Origin of the sequence: Streptomyces sp. NPDC059003, assembly GCF_042740445.1 — a bacterium.
Lineage (GTDB): Bacteria > Actinomycetota > Actinomycetes > Streptomycetales > Streptomycetaceae > Streptomyces.
The window spans coordinates 1-10,128 of the sequence record NZ_JBHYJH010000094.1; the positions used below are offsets into that span (position 1 = coordinate 1).

General features: G+C 73.0%; 4 protein-coding genes and 1 tRNA gene. All 5 read left to right on the forward strand.

Annotated features, from left to right (window positions below; translation table 11 throughout):
• Positions 1-281: 281 nt before the first annotated feature.
• The 5 genes from topA to ACFWZ5_RS28370 all read left to right on the forward strand — a co-directional run bounded on the left by topA (position 282) and on the right by ACFWZ5_RS28370 (position 9,849).
• Entirely contained in the window at positions 282-3,119 is a 2,838-nt protein-coding gene (gene topA, locus ACFWZ5_RS28350; RefSeq protein ID WP_384794879.1) for a type I DNA topoisomerase, read from the forward strand.
• 115 nt (positions 3,120-3,234) lie between these two features.
• On the forward strand, positions 3,235-6,600 hold the full coding sequence (gene tmk / locus ACFWZ5_RS28355; protein WP_384794881.1) for a dTMP kinase: 3,366 nt from the start codon (positions 3,235-3,237) through the stop codon (positions 6,598-6,600).
• A 171-nt stretch (positions 6,601-6,771) separates the two neighbouring features.
• Positions 6,772-7,977, forward strand: a complete 1,206-nt coding sequence (locus tag ACFWZ5_RS28360; protein ID WP_384794883.1) for a DNA polymerase III subunit delta' — start codon at positions 6,772-6,774, stop codon at positions 7,975-7,977.
• A gap of 87 nt (positions 7,978-8,064) precedes the next feature.
• On the forward strand, positions 8,065-9,654 hold the full coding sequence (locus ACFWZ5_RS28365) for an alpha/beta hydrolase (RefSeq protein ID WP_384794885.1): 1,590 nt from the start codon (positions 8,065-8,067) through the stop codon (positions 9,652-9,654).
• A 121-nt stretch (positions 9,655-9,775) separates the two neighbouring features.
• A tRNA-Thr gene (locus ACFWZ5_RS28370) sits at positions 9,776-9,849 on the forward strand.
• The last annotated feature ends 279 nt before the right edge of the window (positions 9,850-10,128 follow it).

The following is a 10,128-nucleotide window of genomic DNA, read 5'->3' on the forward strand; positions in this document are numbered from 1 at the left end:
GGATATTCCTAGCCCGTCCGGCGTTTGAGGACGAGCGCGCAGCGCGATCGGGGGTACCCGAGTCGACAGGACGGGCGGAAACAGCCGCACCCCACCCCGCTCAAGGCCCAGGGGCCAGCCCAGGCGGCAGGAATGGCGGTAGTCGGGTTACCGTTCGAGTGGCCGTTGCGGGCTTTTCCCGTTTGACACGGGGGCGGGATGTACCGTCACACTCCGCAGCGTCAGCGCAACGCGACCCACGCATGCATGACACCGAGCGTCGACCGGAGAGAAGAGCGAAGTTGTCCCCGACCAGCGAGACCGCACAGGGCGGCCGCCGACTCGTCATCGTCGAGTCGCCTGCCAAGGCGAAGACGATCAAGGGCTACCTCGGCCCCGGCTACACCGTCGAGGCGAGCGTCGGGCACATCCGCGACCTTCCCAACGGGGCCGCGGAGGTCCCCGAGAAGTACACGGGTGAGGTGCGCCGCCTCGGCGTGGACGTCGAGCACGACTTCCAGCCGATCTATGTCGTCAACGCCGACAAGAAGGCGCAGGTCAAGAAGCTCAAGGACCTCCTGAAGGACTCCGACGAGCTCCTGCTCGCCACCGATGAGGACCGCGAGGGCGAGGCCATCGCGTGGCACCTCCTCGAGGTCCTGAAGCCCAAGGTCCCGGTCAAGCGCATGGTGTTCCACGAGATCACCAAGGACGCGATCCAGGGCGCCGTCCGCAACCCGCGCGAGCTCAACAAGCGCATGGTCGACGCCCAGGAGACCCGCCGCATCCTCGACCGCCTCTACGGCTACGAGGTCTCGCCGGTGCTGTGGAAGAAGGTCATGCCGCGGCTCTCGGCGGGTCGCGTGCAGTCCGTGGCGACCCGGCTCGTCGTCGAGCGGGAGCGCGAGCGCATCGCGTTCCGCTCCGCCGAGTACTGGGACCTGACGGGCACCTTCGGTACCGGCCGCGCCGGTGACCCGAGCGACCCCTCGCAGCTGGTCGCCCGCCTGACGACGGTCGACGGCAAGCGCGTCGCCCAGGGCCGTGACTTCGACTCCCTCGGGCAGCTCAAGAGCCAGAACACGCTCCACCTGGACGAGGCGAACGCCCGCGCGCTCGCCGCAGCCCTGGAGCAGACGGACTTCTCGGTCCGCTCCGTGGAGTCCAAGCCCTACCGCCGCTCCCCGTACGCACCGTTCCGTACGACGACGATGCAGCAGGAGGCCTCGCGCAAGCTCGGCTTCGGCGCGAAGGCCACCATGCAGGTGGCGCAGAAGCTGTACGAGAACGGCTTCATCACCTATATGCGTACGGACTCCACGACCCTGTCCGACACGGCGGTCTCGGCTGCCCGTGCGCAGGTCACGCAGCTGTACGGCAGCGACTACCTGCCGGACAAGCCGCGCACGTACGCCGGGAAGGTCAAGAACGCGCAGGAGGCGCACGAGGCGATCCGCCCGTCGGGTGATCGTTTCCGCACGCCCGCCGAGACCGGCCTGACCGGCGACCAGTTCCGGCTCTACGAGCTGATCTGGAAGCGGACCGTCGCCTCCCAGATGAAGGACGCGACCGGCAACAGCGTCACCGTGAAGATCGGTGGCCGCGCCGCCGACGGCCGCGACGCCGAGTTCAGCGCGTCCGGCAAGACCATCACGTTCCACGGCTTCCTCAAGGCGTACGTCGAGGGCGCCGACGACCCGAACGCCGAGCTGGACGACCGCGAGCGCCGGCTGCCGCAGGTCGGCGAGGGCGACGCGCTGTCCGCCGACGACATGTCCGTCGACGGCCACGCCACCAAGCCCCCGGCCCGCTACACCGAGGCCTCGCTGGTCAAGGAGCTGGAAGAGCGCGAGATCGGCCGCCCGTCGACGTACGCGTCGATCATCGGCACGATCCTCGACCGCGGCTACGTCTTCAAGAAGGGCACGGCCCTGGTGCCGTCCTTCCTGAGCTTCGCCGTGGTGAACCTCCTGGAGAAGCACTTCGGGCGGCTCGTCGACTACGACTTCACCGCCCGCATGGAGGACGACCTCGACCGCATCGCGCGGGGCGAGGCCCAGGCCGTGCCGTGGCTGCGCCGCTTCTACTTCGGTGAGGGCGAGGCCGCGGGCGGCGCCGCGGACGCCGGGAACGGCGACGGCGACCACCTCGGCGGCCTCAAGGAGCTCGTCACCGACCTGGGCGCCATCGACGCCCGCGAGGTGTCGTCGTTCCCCGTCGACAACGGCATCGTGCTGCGCGTCGGCCGCTACGGCCCGTACATCGAGCGCGGCGAGAAGGACTCCGAGAACCACCAGCGCGCCGACATCCCGGACGACCTGGCGCCCGACGAGCTCACCGTCGAGTACGCGGAGGAGCTGCTCGCCAAGCCCAGCGGCGACTTCGCGCTCGGCACGGACCCGGAGACGGGCCGCGAGATCGTCGCCAAGGACGGCCGCTACGGCCCGTACGTCACGGAGATCCTCCCCGAGGGCACCCCGAAGACCGGCAAGAACGCGGTCAAGCCGCGTACGGCGTCGCTCTTCAAGACGATGTCCCTGGACACCGTGACGCTGGCCGACGCGCTGAAGCTGATGTCCCTTCCGAGGGTCGTCGGCACGGACGCCGAAGGCGTGGAGATCACCGCTCAGAACGGCCGCTACGGCCCGTACCTGAAGAAGGGCACGGACTCGCGCTCCCTGGAGACCGAGGACCAGCTCTTCAGCATCACGCTCGACGAGGCCCTGGAGATCTACTCCAAGCCGAAGCAGCGCGGCCGTGCCGCCGCCAAGCCGCCCCTGAAGGAGCTCGGCGAGGACCCGGTCAGCGGCAAGCCCGTCGTCGTCAAGGACGGCCGCTTCGGGCCGTACGTGACGGACGGCGAGACCAACGCGACGCTGCGGTCCGCGGACTCCGTCGAGGACATCACCCCTGAGCGGGGCTTCGAGCTGCTCGCGGAGAAGCGCGCGAAGGGCCCGGCCAAGAAGACCGCCAAGAAGGCGGCGAAGAAGGCCCCCGCGAAGAAGACCGCCGCCAAGAAGACGACGGCCAAGAAAACCGCCGCTAAGAAGACGACGGCCAAGAAGACGGCCACTACGAAGACGGCGGCTGCGAAGAAGGCGGCCGCGAAGACGACCGCCGCGGCCGAGTCGACCGACTGACACCTCCGCTCGGAGGGTCTGACGCCTCCGCTCGGAGAGTGACCTTCGTCGTGTGGGACGCCCGTATGTTCGGGCGTCCCCCCGAGGAGGCGGGCCGTCCAGATAGGCTGGACGGATGACGCGTGCCGAGCAGACACCCGCCATGACCACGGCTCCTGACGACGCCCTGGTCGCGGACTCCCGGGAGCGGGCCGTGCGTGCCCTGCTGCGGGTCCCGCAGCTGAAGCGGCTGTGGAGCGCCCACCTCCTGGGGAGTACCGGCGACGCGCTCGCGCTGCTCGTCCTGGTGATCCTCGGGCTCCAGGCGGCCATCGCGGAAGGCTCCTTCGGCGGCGGCTACCGCGGTGTCGCGATCGCCGTGACCGCCGTCTTCGGAGCGCGCGTTCTCGCGACCCTGCTCTTCGGAGCGGTCCTTCTCGGCCCGCTCACGTCGCTCACCTCGCCCGACGGGCCCCTCGACCGCCGCTGGACCATGGTCGGCGCGGACGGCGCGCGGGCCGCGCTGCTGATCTGTGCGCCCCTGTGGATCGACTGGACACCGGACAACGCGCTCGCGGTGCTGCTCGTCACCTCCTTCGTCGTCGGCGTCGCCGAACGGTTCTGGACGGTCGCCAGGGAGAGCGCCGCGCCCGCGCTGCTGCCCGCCCCGCCCCTGGAGGGCGCCGCCGTGCGCCCCCTGCCCGACCACCTGGACGCCCTGCGGCGCCTGACCCTGCGTACGACCTTCCTGGCGCTGCCCCTCGCCGCCGTCGCCCTCGTCGCGGTGGCCCTCGTCAACAACCTGCTCGGCTCGGGCATCGACTGGTTCGAACAGCACCAGGCCGGACTGCCCGCGTTCGTCGCCGCCGGCCTCTTCGCCGCGTGCGCGTCCGTCCTGTACCTGCTGCGCCTCCCCGGAGCGCAGACGCCGCGCCCGCGCAGCCCCCTGGAGGGCCTGCGCAGGCCGCGCACCGGCACCGGCACCGACACGGGCCGCACCGGCGCGATCCCGCTGCTCGTCACCGCCTGCGCCGCCGTCGCCGGGGCGGTCGCCGCGGCCGTCGCCGTCGCCGTCCTGCACGCCAAGGACCTCCAGGGCGGGCCCGTCACGTACGGCCTGTTCGTCTCCGCCCTGACCGGCGGCACGGTCGCCGGGATCCGGCTCGCGCCCGCCCTCCTTCCGTCGCTCTCGCGCCGCCGCCTGCTCGCCCTCGCCATCGCCGTCACCGGTGTCGCGCTGCTCGCGGCCGGTCTGGTGCCCGACGTGACGACGGTGCTTCTGATCCTGGCGCTCTCCGGAGTGGCCGCGGGCGTCGCCGCGAACACCGGGCACGCGCTCCTCGACCAGGAGGTCGAGGAGTACCGCAGGACGCGCACCACCGAGCACCTCCAGGCGGCCGTGCGCCTCGTCGTCGCCCTGTGCGCGCTCGTGGCGCCGCTCCTCGCCGCGGTGATCGGGCCGCACCGGATGGTCAACGGCAAGTTCGTCTTCGACCACGGTGGCGCCTCGTTCACGCTGATGCTGGTCGGCGCGCTGCTGCTCCCGGTGGCCGCGCTCGTCCTCGCCAAGGCCGACGACCGCCAGGGCGTGCCGCTGCGCCACGACCTGCTCGACGCGCTGCGCGGCGGCGACGACCCCGTGCAGGCGCCCGCGTCCTCCGGCTTCTTCATCGCCCTGGAGGGCGGGGACGGGGCGGGCAAGTCCACGCAGGCCGAGGCGCTCGCCGAGTGGATCCGCGCCAAGGGCCACGAGGTCGTCGTCACCCGCGAGCCGGGCGCGACACCGGTCGGCAAGCGGCTGCGGTCGATCCTGCTCGACGTGTCGTCCGCGGGCCTGTCCCACCGCGCGGAGGCCCTGCTGTACGCGGCCGACCGCGCGGAGCACGTCGACACCGTCGTACGCCCCGCCCTGGCGCGCGGCGCCGTGGTGATCTCCGACCGGTACATCGACTCGTCCGTGGCCTACCAGGGGGCGGGCCGTGACCTGTCGCCCACGGAGGTGGCCCGCATCAACCGCTGGGCGACCGGCGGCCTCGTACCGCACCTCACGGTCCTGCTCGACGTGGCGCCCGAGGCGGCGCGCGAGCGCTTCACCGAGGCGCCCGACCGCCTGGAGTCCGAGCCCGCCGAGTTCCACGCGCGCGTGCGGTCCGGTTTCCTCACCCTCGCCGCCGCCGACCCCGGCCGCTATCTGGTCGTCGACGGGGCCCAGGAGCCCGAGTCGGTCACCACCGTCATCCGGCACCGGCTCGACGTCGTCCTGCCCCTCTCCGAAGCCGAGGTGAAGGCGCAGGAAGAGGCCCGCAAGGCCGCCGAGGAGGAGGCGCGGCGGCGCGCGGAGGAAGAGGCCGCCCGCAAGGCCGAGGAGGAGCGCCTGGAGCGCGAGCGCCAGGCGCAGCTCGCCAAGCTCCGCGCCGAGGAGGAGGAGCGCAAGCGGCGCGAGCTGGAGGAGGCCCAGCGCCGCGAGGCCGAACGGCAGGCGGAGGAGGCCCGGCAGCGCGCCGAGGAGGCCCGCCGCAAGGCCGAGGAGGAGGCCCGGCGGCGCGCCGAGGAGGACGCACGGCGCAAGGCCGAGGAAGAGGCACGGCGGCGCGTCGAGGAAGAGGCCCGGCGCAAGGCCGAGGAAGAGGCACGGCTGCGGGCCGAGGCCGAGGAGCGGCGCCTGGAGAAGCAGCGCAAGGCGGAGGAGGCGCTGCGGCGGGCGGAGGAGGCGCGCAAGCTGGCCGAGCTGGCGGCGGGCAGCGCCCTGGCCGGGCCGGGCACGGCGGACAGGCCGAGCGGCGCTGACCGGGCGGGTGCGGCTGACCGGGCGAGTGCGCCGGGCACGTCCGGTGCGCCGGGTGGGCCGAGTGCGCCGGGCAGGCCCGGTACGTCCGGTGAGTCGAGCGCGGCTGGCAGGTCTGGGACGCCCGGTGAGCCGAGCGCGCCTGGCAAGCCCAGTGCGGCCGACGAGCCGAGCGTGCCTGACAACGAGACGACCGTGCCCACGCCGATCGTGGACCCCCAGGCCGTGAGTGCCCCCGCCGACGAGACGGCGAAGCTGCCGCGGGCCACGGAGGGCGGGGCGGCCACGGAGGGCGGGGCGGCCGGGGCGGCCGACGAGACGGCCGTGCTGCCGAAGCCGCCGGTGCCGCCCGTGCCCGGCGCGGCGGACGAGACGGCGGTGCTGCCGGCCGTGCAGGACGCCGCGGCCGTGCGGGACGCCGAGCCCGTACGGGACGACCGAGACGACCGGGGCGCCCACGACGTGTCGGACAAGGTGCCGCCGGGCTACTTCCGCGACGAGCGCCCCGCGCAGGGCGACACCGGCCCGAACGACCGTACGCGGGAGCTCCCGCAGGTCACCGAGGACGGCACCCCGCGCCGCCGCCCCCGCCCGGCCTGGGCAGAGGAGACGCCGCTCGACGACCTGCCGTCGCTGGCGGACGAGCTGCTCGGGGCCCGCGAGGACGAGGCGGCCGAGGACGAGTCGGCCAGGGACGAGGGCAGGCGCCGCCGCTGACGTCCGCCTCGCCGGAGTCCACCTGTCCCTGCCGTCCAGGCCCGCGTACGCGCAGGTCAGGGCGGCTGTGGGCGGCGTTGTCAGTGCTGTGCCCCACAATGAATTCCGACAGCGCGACGTGTGCGATGAGTGCGACGGACGCGGCGTACGGCGAGGCGAAGGCGGTGACCCATGCCGGTGTGGGACGACCTGGTGGGCCAGGAGAAGGTGAGCGAGCAGCTCGCCGCGGCCGCCCGTGACGCCGACGCGCTGGTCACCGCGGTCGACACGGCCGCCCCGCCGCCCGAGTCGTCGAAGATGACGCACGCCTGGCTGTTCACGGGCCCGCCCGGCTCGGGCCGCGCCGACGCCGCCCGGGCCTTCGCCGCCGCCCTGCAGTGCGTGAGCCCGGACCGCGCGCTCGGCGGCGAGCCCGGCTGCGGCTTCTGCGACGGCTGCCACACCAGCCTGATCGGTACGCACGCGGACGTGGAAGTGGTCCGCACGGACCTGCTGTCGATCGGCGTCAAGGAGACCCGCGACCTGGTCCGCCGCGCCCAGCTCTCGCCCGCCGGAGGCCGCTGGCAGGTCATCGTCCTGGAGGACGCGGACCGCCTCACGGAAGGCGCGGGGAACGTCCTGCTCAAGGCCGTGGAGGAGCCCGCGCCCCGCACCGTGTGGCTGCTCTGCGCGCCCTCCCTGGAGGACGTGCTGCCGACGATCCGCTCCCGCTGCCGCCACCTGACGCTGCGCACGCCGTCGGTGGCGGCGGTCGCCGACATGCTCGTCAGGCGCGACGGGATCGAGCCGGACGCCGCCCAGGCCGCCGCCCGCGCCACCCAGGGGCACATCGACCGGGCCCGCCGCCTCGCGACCGACGACCGTGCCCGCCAGCGCCGAGCCGCCGTGCTCAAACTGCCGCTGCGCGTCGAGGAGATCGGTGGCTGCCTGAAGGCCGCGCAGGAGCTGATCGACACGGCGGCGGAGGAGGCCAAGCAGGTCGCCGAGGACGTCGACGTCAAGGAGACCGAGGACCTGAAGGCGGCGCTCGGCGCGGCGCAGGGCGGCCGGATGCCGCGTGGCACGGCGGGCGCGATGAAGGAGCTCGAGGACAAGCAGAAGCGCCGCAGGACCCGTACGCAGCGCGACAGCCTCGACCTGGCGCTCGTCGACCTGACCGGGGTCTACCGAGACGTCCTGGCCCTCCAGCTGGGCTCCCGGGTGCCCCTGGCCAACACGGAGGTGCAGGACATGCTGGAGCGGATAGCGCGGGGCACGTCGCCGGAGTCGACGCTGCGCCGCATCGAGGCGATCGGCGCGTGCCGCACGGCCCTCGACCGGAACGTGGCGCCGCTCCTTGCGGTGGAGGCGATGACGGTGGCGCTGCGCGCGGGCTAGCCCTCCCGCAGGCGGGCCCGATGGGAACAAGTCACCCGTACGAGCACGCATGGTGATCGTCGCGCTGCCGAGGGTTACTCTCGCGTGATGAAAACCACCCGCCGCTCCCGACGCCCACGCCACGGCGGCCTCGCGCTGACAGCCGGTCTCACCGCCACGCTGACGGTCGCCGGACTGCTCGCCTCCGGCTGTTCGGCGGGCGGCCCGTCGACGGACGTCGCCATGGCCGAGCTGCCCCGCGCCACGCCGAAGGCACTGGCGTCGTACTACGGCCAGAAGCTGAACTGGCGCGCGTGCGGCGTGCCCGGCTTCGAGTGCGCCACGATGAAGGCGCCGCGGGACTACGCCAAGCCGGACGCGGGCGACGTACGGCTCGCCGTGTCCCGCAAGCGGGCGACGGGCGGCAAGGGCGGCCGCCTCGGCTCGCTCCTGGTCAACCCGGGCGGACCCGGGGGCTCGGCGATCGGCTACCTCCAGTCGTACGCGGCGCTCGGCTACCCGGAGGAGGTCCGCGCCCGGTACGACATGGTCGCGGTCGACCCGCGCGGCGTGGCCCGCAGCGAGCCCGTGACCTGCTTGGACGACCGCGAGATGGACGCGTACACGCAGACGGACACGACCCCCGACAGCGCGGCCGAGACGACCCGGCTGACCACGGCGTACAAGGACTTCGGGGCGGGCTGCGAGAAGCGCAGCGGCGCGTTGCTCGCCCATGTCTCGACGGTCGAGGCGGCCCGGGACATGGACGTGCTGAGGGCGGCGCTCGGCGACGAGAAGCTGGCGTACGTGGGGGCGTCGTACGGCACGTTCCTCGGCGCGACGTACGCCGGCCTGTTCCCCGGCCGGGTGGGCCGTCTCGTCCTGGACGGCGCGATGGACCCCTCCCTCACGGCCCGGCGCATGAACCTCGACCAGACGGCGGGCTTCGAGACGGCCTTCCAGTCGTTCGCGAAGGACTGCGTGGCGCGCCCGGACTGCCCGCTGGGCCGCAAGGACCCCGCGGACGCGGGCAAGCGCCTGAAGTCCTTCTTCGCCACGCTGGACAGCGCGCCGATCCCCGCGGGCGACCCGGGCCCCTCCGGCGGCCGCGAACTCGGCGAGGCGCTCGCCACGACGGGCGTGATCGCCGCGATGTACGACGAGTCGGCGTGGCCCCAGCTGCGCGACGCGCTGTCGTCCGCCATGCGCCAGCGGGACGGCTCGTCCCTCCTGGCCCTCTCCGACAGCTACTACGAACGCGACGGCGACGGCAGGTACGCGAACCTCATGTACGCCAACGCCGCCGTGAACTGCCTGGACCTCCCCCCGTCCTTCCGCGCCCCCAAGGACGTCGAAGCGGCGCTCCCCGCCTTCCGCAAGGCGTCCCCCGTCTTCGGCGAGGGTCTCGCGTGGGCGGCCGTGAACTGCGCGTACTGGCCGGAGGAGGCCACCGGCCGCCCCCACCGCATCGAGGCGAAGGGCGCGGCCCCGATCCTCGTCGTCGGCACGACCCGCGACCCCGCCACCCCCTACCGCTGGGCCAAGGGCCTCGCCTCCCAGCTCGCCTCGGCCCGCCTCCTCACCTACGAGGGCGACGGCCACACGGCGTACGGCCGCGGGAGTCACTGCGTGGACGAGACGATCAACACCTACCTGCTCCGGGGCAAGGCCCCCGGGACCGCCAAGCGCTGCACATAACCCCAGCTCACCCCCTCCACCCCGGCCCCCACCCGGCCTCCCCGGAGGGGTGTACGGAGCACCCCCGGAAACTGTGTAGACTTGCTGACGTTGCTGATCGCACCATAGGTGCGGGACGCGCGCCGCCTTAGCTCAGATGGCCAGAGCAACGCACTCGTAATGCGTAGGTCTCGGGTTCGAATCCCGAAGGCGGCTCCGAGGAAGTCCAGGTCACATTGCCCGTGACCTGGACTTTTTTCATGCGGGGGCGCGGCGGGGGCGGGACGCGATGGTCTTCGCTCCCTCGTGTGTGGCCGTGGTGTGGCCGTCCTGTTTTCCAACTGACTCGTCAGCCATCCCGCATCGGCCATCCCGCATCGACTGCGTCGCTCGGCGTCCCTATAGGAATGTCGTGGCGCGCAATGCCCCAGAGGGGCCCCACAAGGGTTAAACCCAGTTGGGGTGGGGCGGATTTGGGCACAGTGGTGGTCGTTA